The sequence below is a fragment of the Enterobacter cloacae complex sp. GF14B genome, assembly GCF_004136805.1.
Taxonomy (GTDB): domain Bacteria; phylum Pseudomonadota; class Gammaproteobacteria; order Enterobacterales; family Enterobacteriaceae; genus Enterobacter; species Enterobacter hormaechei_C.
This window is the reverse complement of sequence record NZ_QFRV01000041.1, coordinates 23001-43402: the sequence shown is the minus strand read 5'-3', so window position 1 is coordinate 43402 and position 20402 is coordinate 23001. Positions and strand designations below refer to the sequence as shown.

The 20402-nt window shown below is 53.7% G+C and carries 21 protein-coding genes; 15 read left to right on the top strand and 6 right to left on the bottom strand.

What is annotated here, in order from left to right; all coding sequences use genetic code 11:
- The 3 genes from DD606_RS14695 to mntR all read right to left on the bottom strand — a co-directional run.
- Window positions 1-372: HlyD family secretion protein (locus DD606_RS14695; RefSeq protein WP_129258800.1), on the bottom strand; the 372-nt coding region annotated here is incomplete at its 3' end.
- 101 nt (window positions 373-473) lie between these two features.
- Window positions 474-1583 (bottom strand): anion transporter, encoded by a 1110-nt coding sequence (locus DD606_RS14690; protein ID WP_129258798.1) that lies wholly within the window; start codon window positions 1581-1583, stop codon window positions 474-476.
- Window positions 1580-2053: a manganese-binding transcriptional regulator MntR gene (mntR, locus tag DD606_RS14685; protein WP_022650657.1), complete on the bottom strand. Its 474-nt coding sequence runs from the start codon at window positions 2051-2053 to the stop codon at window positions 1580-1582. Before mntR ends, DD606_RS14690 begins: the two co-directional genes overlap by 4 nt.
- Before the next feature lie 183 nt (window positions 2054-2236).
- Here mntR and mntS point away from each other — a divergent pair, with 183 nt between their 5' ends.
- Window positions 2237-2365 carry a manganase accumulation protein MntS gene (mntS, locus tag DD606_RS14680; protein ID WP_017384915.1) on the top strand — a complete coding sequence of 43 codons (129 nt, stop codon included), beginning with the start codon at window positions 2237-2239 and terminating at the stop codon, window positions 2363-2365.
- Between the two features lie 269 nt (window positions 2366-2634).
- Window positions 2635-4218, top strand: a complete 1584-nt coding sequence (locus tag DD606_RS14675) for a phosphoethanolamine transferase (protein ID WP_129258796.1) — start codon at window positions 2635-2637, stop codon at window positions 4216-4218.
- A 115-nt stretch (window positions 4219-4333) separates the two neighbouring features.
- Here the strand turns inward: DD606_RS14675 and ompX are convergent, their stop codons facing one another.
- On the bottom strand, window positions 4334-4852 hold the full coding sequence (gene ompX / locus DD606_RS14670) for an outer membrane protein OmpX (RefSeq protein WP_003858450.1): 519 nt from the start codon (window positions 4850-4852) through the stop codon (window positions 4334-4336).
- Between the two features lie 354 nt (window positions 4853-5206).
- Between ompX and rhtA the strand changes: the two genes are divergently transcribed.
- The 6 genes from rhtA to ybiO all read left to right on the top strand — a co-directional run bounded on the left by rhtA (window position 5207) and on the right by ybiO (window position 11804).
- Window positions 5207-6094, top strand: coding sequence for a threonine/homoserine exporter RhtA (rhtA, locus tag DD606_RS14665; RefSeq protein ID WP_022650655.1), 888 nt, complete (start codon window positions 5207-5209; stop codon window positions 6092-6094).
- Window positions 6095-6392: 298 nt separating this feature from the next.
- Window positions 6393-6896 carry a DNA starvation/stationary phase protection protein Dps gene (dps, locus tag DD606_RS14660; protein ID WP_000100801.1) on the top strand — a complete coding sequence of 168 codons (504 nt, stop codon included), beginning with the start codon at window positions 6393-6395 and terminating at the stop codon, window positions 6894-6896.
- Window positions 6897-7257: 361 nt separating this feature from the next.
- Window positions 7258-8001 carry a glutamine ABC transporter substrate-binding protein GlnH gene (gene glnH / locus DD606_RS14650; protein ID WP_003858455.1) on the top strand — a complete coding sequence of 248 codons (744 nt, stop codon included), beginning with the start codon at window positions 7258-7260 and terminating at the stop codon, window positions 7999-8001.
- A gap of 93 nt (window positions 8002-8094) precedes the next feature.
- Window positions 8095-8754, top strand: a complete 660-nt coding sequence (glnP, locus tag DD606_RS14645) for a glutamine ABC transporter permease GlnP (protein ID WP_003858462.1) — start codon at window positions 8095-8097, stop codon at window positions 8752-8754.
- Window positions 8751-9473 carry a glutamine ABC transporter ATP-binding protein GlnQ gene (glnQ, locus tag DD606_RS14640; RefSeq protein WP_003858465.1) on the top strand — a complete coding sequence of 241 codons (723 nt, stop codon included), beginning with the start codon at window positions 8751-8753 and terminating at the stop codon, window positions 9471-9473. Before glnP ends, glnQ begins: the two co-directional genes overlap by 4 nt.
- Window positions 9474-9593: 120 nt before the next feature.
- Window positions 9594-11804 carry a mechanosensitive channel protein gene (gene ybiO, locus DD606_RS14635; RefSeq protein ID WP_023315681.1) on the top strand — a complete coding sequence of 737 codons (2211 nt, stop codon included), beginning with the start codon at window positions 9594-9596 and terminating at the stop codon, window positions 11802-11804.
- A 43-nt stretch (window positions 11805-11847) separates the two neighbouring features.
- Here ybiO and rlmF read toward each other — a convergent pair whose 3' ends face one another.
- Window positions 11848-12759, bottom strand: a complete 912-nt coding sequence (rlmF, locus tag DD606_RS14630) for a 23S rRNA (adenine(1618)-N(6))-methyltransferase RlmF (RefSeq protein ID WP_023315680.1) — start codon at window positions 12757-12759, stop codon at window positions 11848-11850.
- Window positions 12760-13001: 242 nt separating this feature from the next.
- Here rlmF and mcbA point away from each other — a divergent pair, with 242 nt between their 5' ends.
- From mcbA to ybiJ, 3 genes are all read left to right on the top strand, one after another.
- On the top strand, window positions 13002-13265 hold the full coding sequence (gene mcbA, locus DD606_RS14620; protein ID WP_023315679.1) for a DUF1471 family periplasmic protein McbA: 264 nt from the start codon (window positions 13002-13004) through the stop codon (window positions 13263-13265).
- A 123-nt stretch (window positions 13266-13388) separates the two neighbouring features.
- Window positions 13389-13655 (top strand): DksA/TraR family C4-type zinc finger protein, encoded by a 267-nt coding sequence (locus DD606_RS14615; protein WP_003858472.1) that lies wholly within the window; start codon window positions 13389-13391, stop codon window positions 13653-13655.
- A 285-nt stretch (window positions 13656-13940) separates the two neighbouring features.
- Entirely contained in the window at window positions 13941-14201 is a 261-nt protein-coding gene (gene ybiJ / locus DD606_RS14610; protein WP_003858474.1) for a DUF1471 family protein YbiJ, read from the top strand.
- Between the two features lie 116 nt (window positions 14202-14317).
- On the opposite strand, the gene ybiB is transcribed toward ybiJ, so the two are convergent.
- On the bottom strand, window positions 14318-15280 hold the full coding sequence (ybiB, locus tag DD606_RS14605; RefSeq protein ID WP_023315678.1) for a DNA-binding protein YbiB: 963 nt from the start codon (window positions 15278-15280) through the stop codon (window positions 14318-14320).
- 255 nt (window positions 15281-15535) lie between these two features.
- Between ybiB and DD606_RS14600 the strand changes: the two genes are divergently transcribed.
- From DD606_RS14600 to DD606_RS14585, 4 genes are all read left to right on the top strand, one after another.
- A complete protein-coding gene (locus DD606_RS14600) occupies window positions 15536-16072 on the top strand; it encodes a fimbrial protein (protein ID WP_003858476.1) in 537 nt (178 codons plus the stop codon).
- Window positions 16073-16141: 69 nt separating this feature from the next.
- Entirely contained in the window at window positions 16142-16816 is a 675-nt protein-coding gene (locus DD606_RS14595; RefSeq protein ID WP_023324355.1) for a molecular chaperone, read from the top strand.
- 26 nt (window positions 16817-16842) lie between these two features.
- A complete protein-coding gene (locus DD606_RS14590) occupies window positions 16843-19386 on the top strand; it encodes a fimbria/pilus outer membrane usher protein (protein ID WP_139158318.1) in 2544 nt (847 codons plus the stop codon).
- 22 nt (window positions 19387-19408) lie between these two features.
- A complete protein-coding gene (locus tag DD606_RS14585) occupies window positions 19409-20398 on the top strand; it encodes a fimbrial protein (RefSeq protein ID WP_003858481.1) in 990 nt (329 codons plus the stop codon).
- Window positions 20399-20402: the final 4 nt, after the last annotated feature.

Genomic DNA, 20402 nt, shown 5'->3' with positions numbered 1-20402 from the left:
CATCTGCGCCTGGGCCTGATGCAGCTGCGCCAGCGCCAGCCCAAGCTGGGCCTGAGCCTGATCGCGCTGGGCGGTGGTATCACGCGGATCGATCACCACCAGCACATCCCCTTTTTTCACGCGCTGGTTATCCCGTACGCGAAGTTCTGTGACGTAGCCTGCCGTTTTTGGGGCAATGGTCACTACGTCGCCATCGGTAAAGGCGTCGTCGGTGGTCTCTTCGTTACGGGTTAAAAACCACCAGACCAGCGCCACAATCACCATCACGATGACCACGATACCAAGGATAATTAACGGTTTTTTCCCCGGGCGCTTGCGCTCGTTATTGTTTTGATCCTGCTCGTCAGCAGGTGGGTTTTGATCTTCTGCCATAGTTCAGCAACGGTCCTGTCAGTGAGCGGCATCACACTATGCCGTTCACTAAAGCTAGGACGTTGCTATACATTTGCCAGGAAAAACTGACAAATTGCGCACTATATGAGAAGGAATAGTCCGAAACCGACCGCCGCTGACCAGAACAGCATCGGGATTGACCATAAATGGAAGCGCCACCAGATGCGGCGATCGTTGGCCATCCGCAGGGCGATGAGGTTAGCCAGCGAGCCGGGCAGCAGCCCAAAGCCGCCGACGTTGACCGCCCACGCCAGCAGTACCGTAGGGGGAACATAGTTAAGCAGCAAAATGGTGGACGGCACGTTACTGATCACCTGCGAGAGACCAATCGCCGTCAGCCATAATCCCGGCTGCGACAGACCGCTGACGCTATGGAGAACGTTCTGCAATACCGGGAGCTGGATCAGCAGATGGACGTCAATAAACATCGCCATAAACACCAGCAGCAGCGTCCAGTCAACGCTCACCAGCACCCGCCGGGCGAGGAACAGGAAGCCGCACGCCACCAGCAGCGCGCCAGCCAGCGCCTGGTTTAACTCCAGCGCGATAAGAAAAACGATATACAGCCCCAGGCAGCTCCAGACGAGACGCGGCTGCCACTGGGGGCCGGTTGTACCACTGTGGTACTGCAACGATTTATTCGGGAAAGCAAACCAGCCCACCGCCAGCAGCGACGCCACGATCGCCAGCGCCAGCGGCGCCATCTGCCCGGTAAATGCGGTAAACGACAGGCCGGAGCGTCCCCACAGCAGAATGTTCTGCGGGTTACCGATCGGCGTGAGCAGCGAGCCCGCATTGACGGCCAGCGCTTCAAAGATAATCAGACGGGTAACCGGTATTTCGCACAGTTTACGCAGCGTGAGCGTAAGCGGCACCACGATAAACAACGCCACGTCATTAGTGAGAAACGTCGACAGCAGCGCCGCCGAAAAGACCATGAACAGGGCCAGCTTGCGCTCGGTGGCGAAGCGGCGCACCATTTTGCGCCCCAGCACGTCAAAATAGCCGCTCAGCTCCACGCCTTTGGTGAGCATCATCAAACCGCTCAGGGTAATAATGGTGCGCCAGTCTATGGCCGCCGGCCAGGTGTGCGGCGTGAAGGGCACAAAGACGCTGAGCCCAACGCCAGTGATAAGTAAAAGATGGAAAAAGCGATCGCGTTTCAGGGCCTGCAAGCCGGGGATGTTCATTCAGCGGAGGGACCGTATTTGAGCGTAAATTCGCGGAACTTCACCAGCGTCTCTTCGCTGACGTGGTGTTCCATACCTTCGGCATCCCGACGGGCAATTTCCGGGCTGACGCCCAGCACCAGTAAAAAATTCTCGACGATCTGATGGCGCTCGCGGCTCTCCTGCGCCAGTTTTTCGCCTTCAGCGGTGAGAAACACCCCGCGCCAGGGGATCATCTCGATCAGCCCGACCGACGCCAGACGTTTTAACATTTTGGCAACGGTTGGCTGCGACACCCCAAGGCGTGCGGCCATATCCACCTGGCGCGCTTCTCCAACCTCACGAATCAGATCAGAGATCAGTTCGACATAATCATCAATCAGCTCCCGGCGATGCGCCTCGCGCACCTGGCGGAAGCCTTCCACATGCTCTTCAACGTTCACCAGTTGCGTCGTTTTTTTTGTTGTTGGCTTACCTGCGCGACGGTTCATTGTGCTTCCTCAATGGGGTTGACGCTTCCAGCGCCCTGTAACGGAGCGCACATTGTAAACCATAGCTCTACAAGCACAAAAAATTAACGAATTAGCCATAGCTATACAATATAGCCTGTGCTATATCTGTATGTAATGCAGTCACCCTTCACGGATCGAAGGGATCAGGAATCAGGAGGTCTTATGAATGAATTCAAGAGGTGTATGAACGTGTTTACCCACTCTCCTTTTAAAGTGCGCCTGATGCTGTTGAACATGCTGTGCGATATGTTTAACGCCAAACCCCAGCAGGACGACAACTCTTCCCACTAAGCGGCGTCGCGGTAAGCCGCTTCATTTTCCTGTCACACTTTCGCTGTAAGCTGGCCTGTTCCCGATTATTTTTGCGTATTTGCAGCCCCCTTCGCAAAACATCTGTTTAGCAACTGTTGACCTTAATTCACGCTCGCACTATCTTCTTGCAGCCCTGCACAATTTGCGGCTCGCTGAAGCGGACCTCTCATTCCCTTTCCACGCACTGTCCGGCAGGCTTTGACCCTTGACGCCAGGGTGAGCACATGGCGTTTTCGTGATAGTGATCTATGAACGTAACCCTGATTGATACACTTGTTACCCGCAGCCGGGGCTTAAGCCCGTGGACGGGATTCTATTTTTTGCAATCGCTGTTGATTAACTTTGCTCTTGGCTACCCCTTTAGCCTGCTTTATGCCGTCGGGTTCACCTGTATTCTTCACCTTCTCTGGCGAAGCGCACCGCGCATGCAGAAGGTGCTTATCGGGATCTGTTCTCTGGTTGCTGCCGCCTATTTCCCGTTTGGCCAGGCCTATGGCGCGCCAAACTTTAATACCCTGCTGGCGCTCCACTCCACCAATATGGAAGAGTCCACAGAGATCCTGACGATCTTTCCGTGGTACAACTACGTGGTTGGCCTTTTCATTTTTGCCCTCGGCGTGATTGCGGTTCGCCGTAAGCCCGTCGGGAAAAAAGCATGGGGTAAAATTGAAAGCCTGTGCCTGGCCTTTAGCGTGGTGACGTTTTTTGTTGCGCCGGTACAAAATCTGGCCTGGGGCGGCGTGTTTAAGCTTAAAGATACCGGGTATCCGGTGTTTCGCTTCGTCAAAGACGTGGTGGTGAATAACGAGGAAGTGCTCGACGAGCAGGCACGTATGGCCGAGCTTTCCACCATGAAAGACACCTGGAACGTGCTGGCGGTGAAACCGAAGTATCACACCTACGTGGTGGTGATCGGAGAAAGCGCGCGTCGCGATGCGCTCGGCGCGTTTGGCGGTCACTGGGATAACACGCCGTTTGCCAGCGCCGTTAACGGTACGCTGTTTACCGACTACGTGGCGGCCAGCGGCTCGACGCAGAAATCACTCGGTCTGACGCTCAACCGCGTGGTGGATGGAAAACCGCAGTTTCAGGATAATTTTGTCACCCTGGCCAACCGGGCAGGTTTTCAGACATGGTGGTTCTCTAACCAGGGACAGATCGGCGAATATGATACCGCCATCGCCAGCATCGCGAAGCGTGCCGACGAGGTACAGTTCCTGAAAAGCGGTGATTTCGAAGCCGATAAAAACACAAAAGATGAAGCGTTGCTAAAAATGACGGCGCAGGTCTTTGCTACTCAGCGCACCCAGCCGCAGCTGATTGTCCTGCACCTGATGGGGTCACACCCGCAGGCATGCGATCGTACCGGGGGAAAATATACGGAGTTTGTGCAATCCAAAGAGACGTCCTGCTACCTCTACACCATGACGCAAACCGACGATCTGCTCAGCAAGCTGTACGGGCAGCTGCGCAACAGCGGCGACAGCTTCTCGATGGTCTATTTCTCTGACCACGGCCTGGCGTTTAAGGAGCGCGGTAAAGAGGTGCAGTATCTGGCCCACGATGACAAGTTCCAGCAGAACTTCCAGGTACCGTTTATGGTGCTGTCGAGTGATGACAAAACGCATCGCATTATAAAAGCGCGCCGTTCCGCGAACGATTTCCTGAAATTCTTCTCACAATGGACGGGGATTAAGGCAAAAGAGATAAAAAATGATTACCCGTTTATCTCCGGGAAGAAGGGCCCACCAGTCTACATTACCAACTTTAAGTTACAGAAAGTCGACTATAACCATCTTGGGACGGATATTTTCGATATTAAGAGTAAGTAATTTCTGCCGTTTCGTGCGGGCTAATGCCCTCACCCTGGCCCTCTCCCACGGGGAGAGGGTACAAACAAAAAAATCCGCCTCAAAGGGCGGATTTTTTACTGGCTCACCGAAGTGATTAGAAGCGGTAACCTACGCCCGCGATCCAGGTGCCAACGTCAACATTGCGGATACGGCTCTGCTCATAGGAGAAGTCCAGAGCAACGTTTTCGATTGGGTTGAACTGCATACCTGCGCCATAGGAGAAACCATAGTCGCTGTTGCTTGCAGTACGGTTCAGACCCTGGTTTTCGGTCTGCTGGAATTTACCGTAGCCAACACCTACAACACCGTAGATGCTTGCCCAGTCATTCAGGCGGTAAGCAGGACCCGCGGTGATGCCGTAGTACTGACCTTTATTGTAAGAGCCATTTTCAGTACGATCTTTCTCGGTGTAAGTGAAAGAACCGATCACACCCAGCGGGTTGTTGTCTTGCTCGTAACGGTACTTCAGGTTGAAACCGTTGGTTTTGTTCATCACGCCCTGCATATCGCTCTGAGCGTAACCACCGGTTACAGTAGAAGTTGCCGCTACAGCGGTACCTGCGGAAACAGCCAGAACAGCTGCCAGTGCTGAAAGACATGCAATTTTTTTCATAACCACCTCAAATGTGCTTCAAGTAAGTCCGTAAGTTTTAAATATATCAAAAAATTCTGTGAAACTCTTTGTCATTCACGATGTCTAATGCGACCTTTCCTGTAACAGAACATTTCCAGCACCAGCTATCTCGTTCAAATAACTCCAGATTTTCACCTGTAAATGCTAATAGTGCGCGTCATCGCCATTTAGTTCATCCAGATTATTCCTAATCTTTCAGGCGATAAAATCATCAACGTTTTCTCATTTTACGGATTTTCCCTGGATTTTTTTCAACAGTAGCTCAACCGTTGCAGCATATTTCCATTACACTGCGACTTTTACCTCTTTTGACAAAAATTGACAGGAGAAAGGATGCCAGGTTTACCCCGTAAATCGTCGGTCTGGATGCCGGTGGCAGTCATACTTATCGCGATGATGTCCATACAAAGCGGCGCGTCGCTGGCAAAATCGCTGTTTCCGCTGGTTGGTGCGCCCGGCGTCACGGCGCTGCGTATCGCATTAGGCACCCTGATCCTCGTGGTTATCTTTAAACCCTGGCGGCTACGGTTTAAAAAGGAGCAGCGACTGCCACTGCTTTTTTATGGGCTGGCACTGGGAGGGATGAACTACATGTTCTATCTCTCTATTCAGACTATCCCGCTGGGGATCGCGGTCGCGCTTGAATTTACCGGCCCGCTGGCGGTTGCCCTCTTCTCTTCTCGTCGTCCGGTAGATTTTATCTGGGTCATACTGGCCGTGCTGGGGCTATGGTTCCTGCTGCCGCTCGGGCAAAGCGTTTCACAAATCGATTTGACAGGGGCAGCTCTGGCGCTGGGCGCGGGGGCGTGCTGGGCGGTGTATATTCTCACTGGCCAGCGTGCGGGCGAAGAGCACGGCCCCGCGACGGTCGCCTTAGGCTCACTAATTGCCGCCGTAATCTTTGTCCCAATCGGAATGGCACAAGCGACAGACTCAATATGGCAGTGGTCAATCCTGCCGGTTGGTCTGGCGGTTGCCATTCTCTCTACGGCCCTGCCCTACTCTCTGGAGATGATCGCCCTGACGCGCCTGCCCACACGCATTTTTGGTACGCTCATGAGCATGGAGCCCGCGCTGGCCGCCATCTCAGGAATGATTTTCCTCGGTGAAACCCTGACCCTGGTACAAACGCTGGCGCTCTGTTCCATTATCGCGGCGTCAATGGGCTCCACCCTGACCATGCGCCCGGAACCTAAAGTGCAAAAAATCGATCTCAACTAGGCCTTAAATTCTGCATGGCTAACCCGCCATGCAGAATATACGCCTCGTCAGTACTTCAAATAATTTCTTACAAACTATCTTGTATTGCCAAAATATTTCACCTGCCCGGCTTCCCGAAGAATGAATTAAGATTGATCTGTATCAACTTTAATAAACTACTTATTTTTCAATCAGTTGATAATACAATCTTACTTTCACTATTAAACCAATAGGCAGAGCCAAACCGCAGAGAAAAAATCCGGTGCTATACTTAGTCCCGTAATTACCTGGGACACAAACATCAAGAGGATATGAGATTATGAGTACCGCTAAACTGGTGAAAACGAAAGCGTCTAATCTGCTTTATACCCGTAACGATGTATCGGATAGCGATAAAAAAGCGACCATTGAGCTGCTGAATCGCCAGGTGGTCCAGTTCATCGATCTTTCGCTGATCACCAAACAGGCTCACTGGAATATGCGCGGTGCAAACTTTATTGCCGTTCATGAAATGCTGGATGGCTTCCGCACAGCACTGGTGACTCACCTGGATACCATGGCCGAACGTGCCGTACAGCTGGGTGGCGTGGCACTGGGTACCACACAGGTGATCAACAGCAAAACGCCATTGAAAAGCTATCCGCTGGATATCCATACCGTTCAGGATCACCTCAAAGAGCTGGCGGACCGCTACGCGATTGTGGCGAACGATGTTCGTAAAGCGATTGGCGAAGCCAAAGATGAAGATACTGCTGATATCTTCACTGCCGCATCACGCGACCTGGATCAGTTCCTGTGGTTCATTGAGTCCAACATCGAATAATCCCTGCGGATTTTCCGAATAACCCTCGCCCCTGGCGGGGGTTTTGCACATTTATGGTGCGCACTTTTGCCCGCAACGGCCGCAAAAGTGAATAAAATGTAATAATCACCTCACACAACCGTTAACGGAAGATTGTTTTTTCGTCAGATTCTGCGCTAAATATCCCCCTGTCAGAAGACCTTAACGAAGCGCACCAAAACGGTGCTCCATTCTGGTGCAACCTGGCAGGATTGCCACGCTTTTCGTGCAATGCGTGACATCATCCCCTTTGCAAAACAACAGCTTGTAAAACTGGCATGATTTTTTCATTGTGCCTGAGGTTCTCGCAGGGGATCGCCCCGTGGATATAAAAGGAAATGCTATGAAGTCTGTATTAAAAGTTTCACTGGCTGCACTTACCCTGGCGTTTGCGGTGTCCTCGCAGGCTGCCGACAAACTGGTTGTGGCGACGGACACGGCGTTCGTACCGTTTGAATTTAAACAGGGTGATAAATACGTTGGTTTTGACGTGGATCTGTGGGCCGCTGTCGCAAAAGAACTCAAACTGGATTACACCCTGAAGCCAATGGACTTCAGCGGCATTATCCCGGCACTGCAAACCAAAAACGTTGACCTGGCGCTGGCAGGCATCACCATTACCGAAGAGCGTAAAAAGGCCATCGATTTCTCTGACGGCTACTACAAAAGCGGCCTGCTGGTGATGGTGAAAGCGGATAACAACGATGTGAAAAGCGTGAAAGATCTCGACGGTAAAGTGGTCGCCGTGAAGAGCGGCACTGGCTCAGTTGATTACGCGAAAGCCAACATCAAAACCAAAGACCTGCGTCAGTTCCCGAACATCGACAACGCTTACATGGAACTGGGCACCAACCGCGCAGACGCGGTGCTGCACGATACGCCTAACATCCTTTACTTCATCAAAACTGCCGGTAACGGCAAGTTCAAAGCGGTAGGTGATTCTCTGGAAGCTCAGCAGTACGGTATTGCATTCCCGAAAGGCAGCGACGACCTGCGTAATAAAGTGAACGGCGCGCTGAAAACCCTGAAAGAGAACGGCACCTATAACGAAATCTACAAAAAATGGTTCGGTACCGAGCCTAAATAATTTCACCTGACTTCAGGTTTGTAACGCCCGGTGGCGCTTACGCTTACCGGGCCTACGTTTTTCGTTTTTCACCACGGTATACAGGAATACATCATGCAGTTTGACTGGAGCGCCATCTGGCCTGCCATTCCACTCTTGCTTGAAGGCGCTAAAATGACCCTGTGGATTTCGGTCCTCGGTCTGGTTGGCGGGTTGATTATCGGTCTTGTCGCCGGTTTCGCCCGCACCTACGGTGGCTGGATTGCAAATCACATCGCACTGGTTTTCATCGAAGTGATCCGCGGCACACCCATTGTGGTGCAGGTCATGTTCATCTACTTCGCCCTGCCGATGGCCTTCACCGACCTGCGCATTGACCCGTTCAGCGCCGCCGTTGTCACCATCATGATCAACTCCGGCGCCTACATTGCGGAAATTACCCGCGGTGCGGTGCTGTCGATTCATAAAGGGTTCAGTGAAGCTGGCCTGGCGTTAGGTCTTTCCCGTCGCGAAACCATCCGTCACGTGATCCTGCCGCTGGCGCTGCGCCGCATGCTGCCGCCGCTGGGTAACCAGTGGATCATCAGCATCAAAGACACCTCGCTGTTTATTGTTATCGGCGTGGCCGAGCTGACCCGTCAGGGCCAGGAGATCATCGCGGGTAACTTCCGCGCCCTGGAAATCTGGAGTGCGGTCGCCGTTGTCTACCTGATTATCACGCTTGTCCTGAGCTTTGTTCTGCGTCGTCTTGAAAGAAGGATGAAAATCCTGTGATTGAATTTAAAAACGTTTCCAAGCACTTTGGCCCAACCCAGGTGTTGCACAATATCGATTTGAACATCAGGCAGGGCGAAGTGGTGGTGATCATCGGGCCGTCCGGTTCCGGTAAATCCACCCTGCTGCGCTGCATTAACAAGCTTGAGGAGATCACCAGCGGCGATTTGATCGTCGATGGTCTGAAGGTTAACGATCCGAAAGTGGACGAGCGCCTGATCCGCCAGGAAGCGGGCATGGTGTTCCAGCAGTTCTACCTGTTCCCGCACCTCACGGCGCTGGAAAACGTGATGTTTGGTCCTCTGCGCGTGCGCGGGGCCAGCAAAGCGGCAGCGGAAGCGCTGGCAAAAGATCTGCTGGCGAAGGTTGGTCTGGCGGAGCGTGCCCACCACTATCCTTCCGAGCTGTCCGGCGGCCAGCAGCAGCGCGTGGCCATTGCCCGTGCGCTGGCGGTGAAGCCAAAGATGATGCTGTTCGATGAGCCAACGTCGGCTCTCGACCCGGAGCTGCGTCACGAAGTGCTGAAAGTTATGCAGGATCTGGCGGAAGAAGGCATGACGATGGTCATCGTTACCCACGAAATCGGCTTTGCCGAAAAAGTGGCGTCCCGTCTGATCTTCATTGATAAGGGCCGCATCGCGGAAGACGGTAATCCGCAGACGCTGATTGCGAACCCACCAAGCCAGCGCCTTCAGGAGTTCCTGCAACACGTCTCCTGATAACCACACACAGAGCCGGGCATGCCCGGCTTTTTTATGCCGGATTGTTCCCAAAAACTCCCCTCCGCTCCGCGCGCTCTATACTTATCATTTTGCACGATATTTTTGTCGGAGGACGCCGTGCCGTGGATCCTGTTACTCCTGTTTAGCCTGTTTAGCGCGCCGTCGCTCGCCGTAACCCTTCCCGGCGTCACCACCGGAGCCACCGCCACCCAGCAAAATGCGCCGCCAGAACCGGATGCTGAAAAGAAAAAAGCTGCCTACAGCGCGCTTGCCGACGTGCTTGAGAACGACACGTCCCGGCAGGAGCTGATCGATCAGCTGAGGAAGGTGGCCGCCACGCCGCCTCAGGATCCGGTTCCTGCTATTGCGCCGCCGGAAGCCGAAGAAGAAAAAACGGTGCTGGAAAACGTCACCGACATCAGTCGCCGCTACGGGGAAGCCCTGTCGTCGCGTTTTGCCCAGCTCTATCGCAACCTGGTTGGCACCTCACATAAGCCTTTTAATCCTCACACCTTTTCCGCCGCCGCCACCCAGTTTGCTATTCTGGCTGGTGCCGTCTTCATTTTTTACTGGCTGTTGCGCCTGTCTGTCTGGCCGCTTTACCGGAAAATGGGACAGTGGGGACGCAAAAAGAATCAGCATAAAAGCAGCTGGCTGCATCTTCCGGCAATGATTACCGGGGCGTTCGTCATCGATTTACTGCTGCTGGCCCTGACGCTGTTTGTCGGTCAGCTGCTGGCTGACCGCCTTAATACCGGAAACAAAACCATCGCGTTTCAGCAGGGACTGTTCCTCAATGCGTTTGCCCTGATTGAGTTCTTTAAAGCCCTCCTGCGGTTGATCTTCTGCCCACGCGTGCCGGACCTTCGCCCCTTCGCCATTTCGGATCAGAGCGCCAAATACTGGGCGGTGCGGCTTAGCGTGCTGAGCGGGTTGATTGGTTATGGCTTGTTGGTTGCCGTGCCGATTATTTCCAACCAGGTTAACGTGCAGTTCGGGGCGCTGGCGAACGTGCTGATCATGCTGTGCATTACCGTCTGGGCGCTGTACCTCATCTTCCACAATAAAAAAGCGATCACCGACAGCCTGCTGCACCTGGCCGATCGCTCCCTCTCCTTTTTCAGCCTCTTTATTCGCGCCTTTGCGCTGGTGTGGCACTGGCTGGCCAGCGCCTATTTTATTGTGCTCTGTTTCTTCTCCCTGTTCGACCCGGGCAATAGCCTGAAATTTATGATGGGGGCGACGTTCAAAAGCCTGGCGATTATCGGCATCGCGGCCTTTGTCTCTGGCCTGCTTTCCCGCTGGCTGTCGAAAACGATCACCCTGTCGCCGCAGGTTCAGCGTAACTACCCGGAACTGCAAAAGCGGGTGAATGGCTGGATGACCGTATCCCTGAAGGTGGCGCGTATTCTGACGGTCTGCGTGGCAATTATGCTGCTGCTGAACGCGTGGGGGCTGTTTGATTTCTGGAACTGGCTGCATAACGGCGCGGGGGAAAAGACCGTTGATATTCTTATTCGTATCGCGCTGATCCTGTTTTTCTCCGCCGTCGGCTGGACGCTGCTGGCAAGCCTTATCGAAAACCGTCTGGTGTCGGATGTCCACGGCAGGCCGCTACCGAGCGCCCGCGCCCGCACGCTGCTAACCCTGTGCCGCAACGCGCTGGCGGTGATCATCAGTACCATCACCATCATGATTGTGCTGTCGGAAATCGGCGTGAATATCGCCCCGCTGCTGGCGGGTGCCGGTGCGCTGGGGCTGGCGATCTCCTTCGGTTCTCAGACGCTGGTGAAGGATATTATCACCGGCATTTTTATCCAGTTTGAGAACGGGATGAATACCGGGGATCTGGTGACCATCGGTCCGCTCACCGGCACGGTCGAGAGGATGTCCATTCGCTCCGTCGGCGTGCGTCAGGATACCGGCGCGTACCACATTATTCCGTGGTCATCGATCACCACCTTTGCCAACTTTGTGCGCGGCATTGGTTCGGTGGTGGCGAATTATGATGTCGATCGTCACGAAGATGCAGATAAGGCGAAGCAGGCGCTGCGGGATGCGGTGAACGAACTGATGGAGATGGAGGATATTCGCGGGCTGGTGATTGGTGAACCATCGTTCGCGGGCATCGTCGGGCTGACGAACACTGCCTTTACCCTGCGCGTGTCGTTCACCACCCAGCCGCTGAAGCAGTGGACGGTGCGCTTCGCCCTCGACAGCATGGTGAAAAAACACTTCGATCTGGCGAACGTGAGAGCGCCGGTGCAGACGTATCAGGTATTGTCGCCGCCCGCTTCGCCGCTCCCTCCGCAGGAGCCGACGCTGTAAACGAGCCGGGTGGCGGCTTCGCCTTACCCGGCCAGAGAAACGATTATTTGCGGCGTTTGTTATCGTCCATAAAGGACCAGGCAATAAAGCGGCTCTGCTTCTGGCCCTGCGCCATCTCTTTTTTAACCACTTTCACCGCGCCGACGTCGGTCAGCGCGCGGTAAAGCGGCGGCAGGTTATCGCCACGGGAGACCAGCGTGGTAAACCATTTCACCTGACGACCGAAGCCCTTACTCTCGGCAATCATGCGCAGAATAAATGCCACTTCCCCGCCCTCGCACCACAGCTCCTGCTGCTGGCCGCCAAAGTTCAGCGCGCCATCTTCAGCCTGGCCCAGGTTACGCCGTTTGCGTTCACTTCCCGCACGAGCAGAGGCGGCGGAGTCGTGGAATGGCGGGTTGCACAGGGTGGCATCATATTGTTCGTTCTTATGAATAATGCCGTTGAAAATAGCAGCGGCATCCTTCTGACGACGCAGACGAACGGCCCGGCTTAACCCCGGGTTAGCGTTGATAATGGCCTGCGCGCTGGCGAAGGCCTCAGCACCGATCTCGCTGCCGGTAAACCGCCACTGATATTCATGTGCGCCTATCAGGGGGTAGATCAGGTTCGCGCCCGTACCGATATCAAGCACGGTGGCCTGTTTTGGCACCACGCCGCCATTGTCATCCGCCAGCAGATCGGCAAGATGATGGACGTAATCCGCACGTCCTGGCACCGGTGGGCAGAGAAAGCCATCCGGGATGTCCCAGTGCGTAACGCCATAAAAATGGGCCAGCAGCGCTTTGTTCAGCGTCTTAACCGCCAGCGGATCGGCAAAGTTTACCGACGGTTCACCGGCTGGTGTCTGAACAATAAAATCCTGCAATTCGGGGCAGCTCAGGCACAGGGCTTTCATGTCGTAGCGGCTACGGTGGCGGTTACGCGGGTGCAATCCCGGCTTTTGGGAAGTCATGGCATTCTCCTTTAAACAGCCGCGTAAGATACCCTGTGACGGCGCGGGGGTAAATAACTGTCTGAGACGCACAAAAAAACGACAAAAATCAGTGACCTGTATGTCTATGATCTGTCAACAAATTGTCAGAATTTATCGTTCAAAAAATAAGCAGATCATCATCAAATTTTTGCGCTAAATCACACGCGTCAGGCTTCTAAACTTAAGAGGAATCACCTGTTGTTTCCCCTGAGGATGTGATTATGAAAAAATATCTGACCTTTATTATTGCGGGTGCGCTGGCAGGCGCATCGTTCTCAGCCTGGTCCGTTCAACCTCTGACAGACAGCAACGATACCAGCCAGCTACGTGCGGCGGGGACGGTCTCTGTCAGCCGGGCAAGCAACCTTGATGACCTTCAGAACAAGCTGGCCGAAAAAGCGCGTCAGGAAGGGGCTAAAGGCTTCGTGGTGAACGCTGCCGGTGGCGATAACCATATGTACGGCACCGCGACCATCTATAAATAATCGATTTCCTTCCCACACTGCATCTGCCAGGCAGATGCAGTTCTCATTCCCTTCCTTCGCCTTGACTGTGCGTTTTTTAACCCCATATTAAGATGAATGGCTTAAACAGATCAGGAGAACATGATGGCTTCCGGCTGGGCGAATGACGACGCCGTTAACGAACAGATCAACAGTACTATTGAAGATGCGGTCGCGCGTGCTCGCGGTGAAATTCCACGCGGCGAAAGTTTGACGGAATGCGAAGAGTGCGGAGATCCGATTCCTGAGGCACGGCGTAAAGCCATTCCTGGCGTACGGCTATGTATTGCCTGTCAGCAGGAGAAAGATTCGAAAAATGCGACACATTCAGGATATAATCGCAGAGGATCGAAAGACAGCCAGTTACGTTGACTTTCCTTTACCGAAGTTAACCGCGCCAGCCGTTTACTTTACGCTCACGACTTTTAGCGATACGCGTAGCAAATCGTGCCCTTCCGATGGCTTCTGTAAAGCGCATCCACAAGAAGTGTCAATTCCGCTTCTGAATTTATTAATAATCAATAAGTTATTTGTCATTCAATTTTTTTGAGCAACCACGTCAATTCTCTTCGATTTTATCTTCCGCTAAAAACCGTGATACTTATCACATCGACGGAACATCGTCCCTTTAACAGAATAACCTGCGAGAATTCACCTATGAAAACCATCAAATATGCTGTTGCCGCTGTTGCCCTGTCCGCTCTCTCTTTCGGCGCTTTCGCCGTAGAGCCAGTCTCCTCTACTCAGGCACAGGATCTGAACAAAATCGGGGTGGTGAGTGCTGAAGGCGCGACCACGCTGGACGGTCTGGAAGCCAAACTGGCGGAAAAAGCAGCCGCTGCCGGCGCAAGTGGATACACCATCACGTCCACTAACGGTAATAACAAACTGAGCGGTACTGCGGTTATCTACAAGTAATCGAACGAATTATGCTCCACCCTCACCATACCCTCTGGTGAGATGCTCCAACCCTCATTGACCCTGTTGTTGTTACCCTTGTTTGCCCGTCCGCCACTGGACGGGCTTTTTTTTGCTTAAAACGACTGTGCCACGCGCTGCAATCCGGCTTCCACGGATGCCACTTCCCCTGCCGCCAGCAGGCAGCAGGCCATTTGCAGCTTGATCGACTGAGGAACCGGCACCTTTCCGGCCAGACACTGTACGATCCAGTGCGCGGTGACCTGCGGATCTTTTGACTCGGGCAAGATCACATCGCAGTTCTCTTCCCCACGTTCCAGTACGACCCGCGTCCCGGCAGGCTCAATCAGCATCAGCTGTGGACAACGCTGCGGGTTGGCATAAACCTCCCCTTCCGTCCCGTGCATCAGCAGCGCCCGCCCGCCGATTTCGGCAAAAAATTGTCCGACCCGCGTCACGTACTCCGGATGGGAGACGCTGGAAAGACGTAGCGCGGCGTCTTCGGCAAACGGCGTCGCCAGCTTCGCCAGGGTGTGGGCGCTGTTACGTACTCCCATTCGCCATCGCATGTCCAGCTGCTTTTCCAGCGGCGGGCAGAGCGCGCGCACGGGAATATAGACCGGCTGGTTCCCCTCCAGTTTGGCCTGCGCCTGGCCAGCATGGAGAGTAGGTTCGATGCCTAATAATTCCAGAATGGTTTCTGTCAGCACGCGCGTTGGATCTTCGCTCACGCCATGCACCACCACCGGGAAACCGAGTTTCTGCAACAGAATAGCCAGCAGCGGCGTGAGGTTTGCCTGCTTACGCGCGCCATTGTAGGTCGGGATCACTATCGGCATCGGCTTCGTGACGGGCGGGGTTAAACGCATCGTCTGCGACTGCATGGCCTCATAAAAACCCCGCATCTCCGCCTCACCTTCCCCTTTGATGCGCAACGCAATCAGAATGCCGCCCATTTCCAGCTCCGGCACGTCGCCATTCAGCATATGCGTGTACAACGCACGGGCCGTTTCCTGGTCCAGATCGCGAGCATGGTTTTTCCCACGCCCTACCTCTTTGATAATTTTGCGGTAATCCACGACATTTCTCCTGACAGCATCATCTTGTTAACAATATAGCCCGATGGACACGCACCCGATAGTGTTTTGTGATCATTATCAACCTGCTGTTTTCAGATAAAAAAATAAACTCAAGCATTATTTGCAATATTTGTGATTGGGACAAAAGATTCGTCTCTGTCCTTTTTTTGATTAAATAAACATCGAAAAGTCATTAAAGGTCAACGGTGAAAACGTCCAGGCAACGTTTTTGCCAGAAACATATCGGGATTTACTATGAACAAGGTTGCATTAGGGTTGTTTATCGCCGCAACGGTGGGATGTTCTGCATCTGCATTTGCGGCAACCAACGGTGAAGGGCAGATTAATTTCACCGGAGAAATTATCGATTCTGCTTGCCAGGTCGTGAATGGATTAAGTAATCCATTAGATGTTCAGTTGGGAAAAGTATCTAAAACGGTATTTACCGGTGCAGGCTCTACCAGCACATTAACGAAGTTTGATATTAAGTTAACCAATTGTCCGGAAACCGTAACCTCGGCAGCGATTAACTTCGGTGGTACCCCGGATGCGGATAATAATGCCGCGCTGGCGTTAACGCCCGATACCGATGCGGCTACCGGTGTGGCTATTCAGCTGGTTGACACGTCCGGGCAGCCTGTCAGCCTGTATACCCCTTCGAAGCAATATCCTTTAGCCTCCGGCACGGCGGTTAACGATCTGGAGTTCGGTGCGCGTTATATTCAAACCCAGGCGGCAGTCACCGCGGGCCCTGCTAACTCTGTATCAACCTTCACCGTTATTTATAACTGATCTTATCAATCCTGAGATATTAATGCTTTTGCGAGCATTAATATCTCATCTTTTTATTGAGAAATCTTTATGCGCCACGGTTATTTACTGAGCATTCTTTTACTGGTAGCAGCCTCGGCACAGGCGGGGGTCGTGATTAATGGCACCCGGCTGGTCTATCAGGGAGATAAAAAGGAATCATCTCTCGGTCTTTCAAACCCGGATACCACGGATTATCTGGTGCAGTCCTGGGTCGATTCTGGCGGTAAAAACCAGGCCAAAGCCCCGTTCCTGATCACCCCGCCGCTTTTTCGACTGGATGCGAAAGAGGATAACGTCCTGCGCGTAGTCCGTACGGGAGGAAATTTACCGGAAGACAGGGAATCTCTGTACTGGCTGAATATTAAAGCGATCCCGTCCTCGAAGCATGTCGAAGGGGTAAATACGCTGCAAATTGCCATTAATACCCGCATTAAATTGCTCTATCGCCCGTCAGCGGTAAAAGGCAGACCAGAAGATGTGGCCGATAAACTTGAATGGCATCGCGAAGGGAATGATTTAGTGGTGAATAATCCCACACCTTTCTTTATGAATTTTCAGACCGTCACCCTGAATGGACAGAAAGTCAAAAAAGCCACCTGGGCTGTGCCGAAAACTGAAACGCATTTTGCTTTACCTGGCAACGTCGGAGGTTCTACCGTCGCGTATTCCATTATTACCGATTACGGCAGCATCAGTCAGACATGGTCTAAACCCGTTCATTAATCGTATTACCCGGTAATAAAATCATCATGTACAGCCATAAAAAGCCGTTCACCTGCCGATTTTCGTCATTGCTGATGGCTATTTGTTGCCTGGCAATGGCGATCTTTGCGCAGCAGGTTTTGGCTGATGATTATTTTAACCCTGCCCTGCTGGACATTGATAACCCGCAGCAGGGAAAGACCGATCTGTCTGTCTATGAAAAAGGTCCCGGCCAGGCACCAGGTAAATATCAGGTCGCGATCTTTATCAATAACAATAAAATTGATACCCGCGACGTGACCTTCAACTTAGTTAAAGATCCACAGGGCACCAGCACGCTCCAGCCTTGTTTTACACTGGACGAATTAAAGAGCCTCGGGATCAAACCGCAAAAATATCCGCAGCTGAGAGCAGAAGGTCAGTGCGCCGATCTACACGCCATCCCTTCGGCATCCGCGACCTTTCGCGTGCGCAATCAGCAGCTGCTGCTGAGCATTCCGCAAAAGGCGCTCGGTCAGGTACCTCGCGGTTACATCGACCCGAAAGAGTTTGACGAAGGGATCAACGCGGGCCTGCTTAATTACAGCGTCAACGCCAGCCAGAGCCATGCGCGCCAGCAGGGTGAAGAGAATAGCAGCAGCCAGTACGTTAACCTGCGTCCCGGCTTCAACATCGGGGCATGGCGCGTTCGTAACTACTCCACCTGGAATCGCAGCACCACGGGTCATGAGGAGGAACAGAAATTCACCTCCGTTTATACCTATGCGCAACGCGATATTGTGGCGATGAAAAGTGACGTGACGGTGGGCCAAAGCACCTCACCTTCCGACGTTTTTGACAGCGTCCCCTATACCGGCGTGGAGCTAAAATCCGACAGCGACATGCTGCCGGACAGCGAGAAAGGCTATGCCCCTATTATTCGCGGCAGCGCCCACAGTAACGCGCAGGTGGTGGTACGCCAGAACGGTTACATCATTTATCAGAACACGGTCGCCCCCGGCGCGTTCGAAATTAACGATCTCTACCCCACCGGCAGCAGCGGCGATCTCCAGGTCACGGTGAAAGAAACAGACGGCAGCGAAAGCCACTTCGTGGTGCCGTTTGCCTCCGTGCCGGTATTGCAGCGTGAAAAAAACCTGCGCTACAGCGTAACCGCCGGGCGTTATCGCTCTTATGACAAAGACGTTGAAAAGACCCCGTTTGCCCAGGGAAGCGCCATCTACGGTTTACCCTTCGGCTTCACGGTCTACGGCGGCGTGCAGCAGAGTAACCATTATCAGTCACAGGCGATTGGCGCCGGGAAAAACATGGGCGATCTGGGGGCGTTCTCCATTGACGTAACCCGCGCCAGAGCTCTGTTGAAAAAACAGCAGTCCAGCAAGGGCCAGTCATGGCGCATCCGTTACAGCAAAGATTTCGCCGGTTCGGGCACCAACTTTACCCTTGCGGGCTATCGCTATAACAGCAAAGGGTTTTACACCCTGGACGACACCATGGAGTCATATACCCGCTCCGACAACTGGTCTGCACCGCAGCAGCGCCGCGCCCGAACCGAAGCCACCATCGACCAGACGCTGCCGGAAGGCTGGGGATCCGTCACCCTGAGCATGGTGAAAGAGACGTACTGGAGTCAGAGCCAGAACATGACCTCGATGAGCGTCAGCTACAACAATAGCTGGCACGGGGTGAGCTACAGCCTCAGCTACAGCATGAACAAAAACACCCAGGACAGCGATGAAGACGGTAACGAGGTGACAAACGACAACCAGTTCTCGCTGAGCGTCTCGGTGCCGCTGGACCGCTGGATGCATAACACCTGGGCCACCTACAACCTGAACAACACCAAAGACGGCACGACGCAGAACATCGGCCTGAACGGCACGGCGCTGAAAGAGGACAACCTGAACTGGAACATCCAGGAAGGGCTGAGCAGCACCGGCAGCGGCAACTCCACCAGCATCAACGCCGATTATAAAGCGACCTATGGTGAAGTGAGCGCAGGCGTCAGTCAGGATAAATATCAGCAGACCGTGAACGTCGGTTTGCAGGGCGGCGTGGTTGCCCATGCGAACGGAATAACCCTGAGCCAGCCGCTCGGTGACACCATCGCGCTGGTGAAAGCGCCGGGCACGCACGGAACCCATATCACAAACCAGACGGGCGTCGAGACCGATTTCCGCGGCTACACCGTCGTGCCGTTTGTTACCGCGTATCGCCACAACACCATCGCGCTGGATACCGAAACGCTACCGGACAACGCCGACGTCACCCACGCGGCGCAGATCGTGACGCCAACCCGCGGGGCCGTGGTGCGCGCCAGCTTTAACACCCGCGTGGGTAACCGCGTCCTGATGACGCTTACGCAAAAGGGTAAACCGCTGCCCTTCGGCGCAACGGTCACCACCGAGGATAAGGACAGCGAATTTATTGTCGGCAATGACGGCCAGACCTACCTCTCTGGTCTGCCGCAGCAAGGGCATCTCAACGTTTCCTGGGGACAGGGGGCGAACGAGCACTGCGTCGCTGACTATGCGCTAACGGATGAGAAAGAGAAAACCAGCATCATTAACGCTGCCGCGCAGTGTCACTGATCCACCGTTCAGGCTAACGATTATGCAAATGATTAAACAGTGCTTTTTCTTACTGGTTCTGGGAACCGCCGCGTTATTTATGCCGCATGCGAAGGCGACCTGCACCACGCCGGATCTGCCCAAAATGATTAACATGGCCTCCATTTCTGTCCCGACGACGCTGGCGGTTGGTGCAACCATTCCGGGTACAGAGCAGAGCGTTCATGTTGCCGGGCACTGCGATCAGAGTATCGACAGCGGACTGGAAATTGTCTCGTGTTACTACGGTACCGGAGCGGAAATTCCGGGGCTGAAGGGAGTATACGAATCCGGCGTACCGGGTGTCGGGGTCGCATTGATGAACGATCAGGGTCAGCGAATCAGCGGAGCAGGCGGAGTACAGTGCGATTCACGCGGAACGCCTGTTGGCTATGTTTCTGGCGATGGCACACAGTCGTTTAACTTTGACGTCACGCTTGAACTGGTCAAAACAAGCGACGCCGTGACCTCCGGCACGCTGGTGCAGTCTCAGACCGAATTCGGCATTGGCGTTTTCGGTCACGAAGGGATCGGCAGCCCTAACCATATTGCGTATGCAGGTAACGTCATTTTGCATCAGGTCACCTGCTCTGTTTCGCCAAAAAATCTCACCGTTAATTTGGGTGATTTTCCCGTCAGTGATTTTATGAGCGTGGGTTTTTTATCCAGCCCCGCTCAAACGTTTAATATCACCGTTAACTGTGACACAACCGTTCAGCCTGAGCTAAAAATCACCAGTGCTAACGGCTACGAGACGGCATTCGAGGGGGTGATCAAACTGACGAAGCAGACAGGCATGGCAACGGGCGTCGGGGTGAGAATGCTGTTTGATGACCGCATTGCGACCTTTGATACCTACGTCAACACTCAAAGCCAGGCCGTTGCCAATGAAACGCTGGAGATCCCCTTTCAGGTTCGCTACGAGCAGATCAACGATGTGGTGACGCCCGGCCCCGCCAACACCGTAGCAACCATCACTCTCGCCTATAAGTGACCAA

Coding starts and splice junctions, on each gene's coding strand:
- glnP (WP_003858462.1), top strand. CDS start 8,095: ATGCAGTTTGACTGGAGCGCCATCTGGCCTGCCATTCCACTCTTGCTT.
- rhtA (WP_022650655.1), top strand. CDS start 5,207: ATGCCAGGTTTACCCCGTAAATCGTCGGTCTGGATGCCGGTGGCAGTC.
- mntS (WP_017384915.1), top strand. CDS start 2,237: ATGAATGAATTCAAGAGGTGTATGAACGTGTTTACCCACTCTCCTTTT.
- DD606_RS14690 (WP_129258798.1), bottom strand. CDS start 1,583: ATGAACATCCCCGGCTTGCAGGCCCTGAAACGCGATCGCTTTTTCCAT.
- rlmF (WP_023315680.1), bottom strand. CDS start 12,759: ATGACTTCCCAAAAGCCGGGATTGCACCCGCGTAACCGCCACCGTAGC.
- DD606_RS14615 (WP_003858472.1), top strand. CDS start 13,389: ATGGCTTCCGGCTGGGCGAATGACGACGCCGTTAACGAACAGATCAAC.
- DD606_RS14600 (WP_003858476.1), top strand. CDS start 15,536: ATGAACAAGGTTGCATTAGGGTTGTTTATCGCCGCAACGGTGGGATGT.
- mcbA (WP_023315679.1), top strand. CDS start 13,002: ATGAAAAAATATCTGACCTTTATTATTGCGGGTGCGCTGGCAGGCGCA.
- ompX (WP_003858450.1), bottom strand. CDS start 4,852: ATGAAAAAAATTGCATGTCTTTCAGCACTGGCAGCTGTTCTGGCTGTT.
- DD606_RS14595 (WP_023324355.1), top strand. CDS start 16,142: ATGCGCCACGGTTATTTACTGAGCATTCTTTTACTGGTAGCAGCCTCG.
- mntR (WP_022650657.1), bottom strand. CDS start 2,053: ATGAACCGTCGCGCAGGTAAGCCAACAACAAAAAAAACGACGCAACTG.
- ybiJ (WP_003858474.1), top strand. CDS start 13,941: ATGAAAACCATCAAATATGCTGTTGCCGCTGTTGCCCTGTCCGCTCTC.
- glnH (WP_003858455.1), top strand. CDS start 7,258: ATGAAGTCTGTATTAAAAGTTTCACTGGCTGCACTTACCCTGGCGTTT.
- dps (WP_000100801.1), top strand. CDS start 6,393: ATGAGTACCGCTAAACTGGTGAAAACGAAAGCGTCTAATCTGCTTTAT.
- DD606_RS14675 (WP_129258796.1), top strand. CDS start 2,635: ATGAACGTAACCCTGATTGATACACTTGTTACCCGCAGCCGGGGCTTA.
- DD606_RS14590 (WP_139158318.1), top strand. CDS start 16,843: ATGTACAGCCATAAAAAGCCGTTCACCTGCCGATTTTCGTCATTGCTG.
- DD606_RS14585 (WP_003858481.1), top strand. CDS start 19,409: ATGCAAATGATTAAACAGTGCTTTTTCTTACTGGTTCTGGGAACCGCC.